A 503-nucleotide genomic window follows, 5' to 3' on the forward strand; every position below is an offset into this window, starting at 1 on the left:
GTGATATTATCTTCAATTAGATACGTTTTTTCTATTTCTATTGAGCAATCCCCTGACTGCCCATTAATAAAAATTGCATACATTTTCGATAATTGACTCAGTGTTATTGCACAATGCAGCTCTTCATGTCGGTATAATTGTTCTAAATAATCCCGATAATCCTCTCGACTCTGAGAGTAACTATTGAGTATATTCAAACGCGGAAGTGTATATTTAATTTGAAGATTAAAGTCTTTTATTTCGCAACTGTCATCATCTACATTAAACTTATATTCCCACGCAGTATAGCCGTCAAAATTATTCTTTTTAAGAAAATCTGCTCGTTTGTCAAATGAGTTTTCTACGCTTTCTGGAGTATCTCCTTGCAACTCATACACATCATATGACTTGTTAAAATCAAAGGGCAAAAGTTCCGAAAAAGATAGAGGAGAAACTAATAATAGAATTGCTCCGTATTTCATTGTTTTCATTAAGCCTCCTTAACTTAAAAAAGCATATAACGC

The 503-nt window shown here is 32.8% G+C and carries 1 protein-coding gene; it reads right to left on the reverse strand.

Annotated elements, in window-relative coordinates; genetic code table 11:
- On the reverse strand, positions 1 to 470 hold a 470-nt coding region (locus A6E03_RS18165; RefSeq protein WP_083201880.1), incomplete at its 3' end, for a DUF922 domain-containing protein.
- Positions 471 to 503: the final 33 nt, after the last annotated feature.

It is taken from the genome of Aliivibrio sp. 1S128 (genome assembly GCF_001691065.1).
Classification (GTDB): domain Bacteria; phylum Pseudomonadota; class Gammaproteobacteria; order Enterobacterales; family Vibrionaceae; genus Aliivibrio.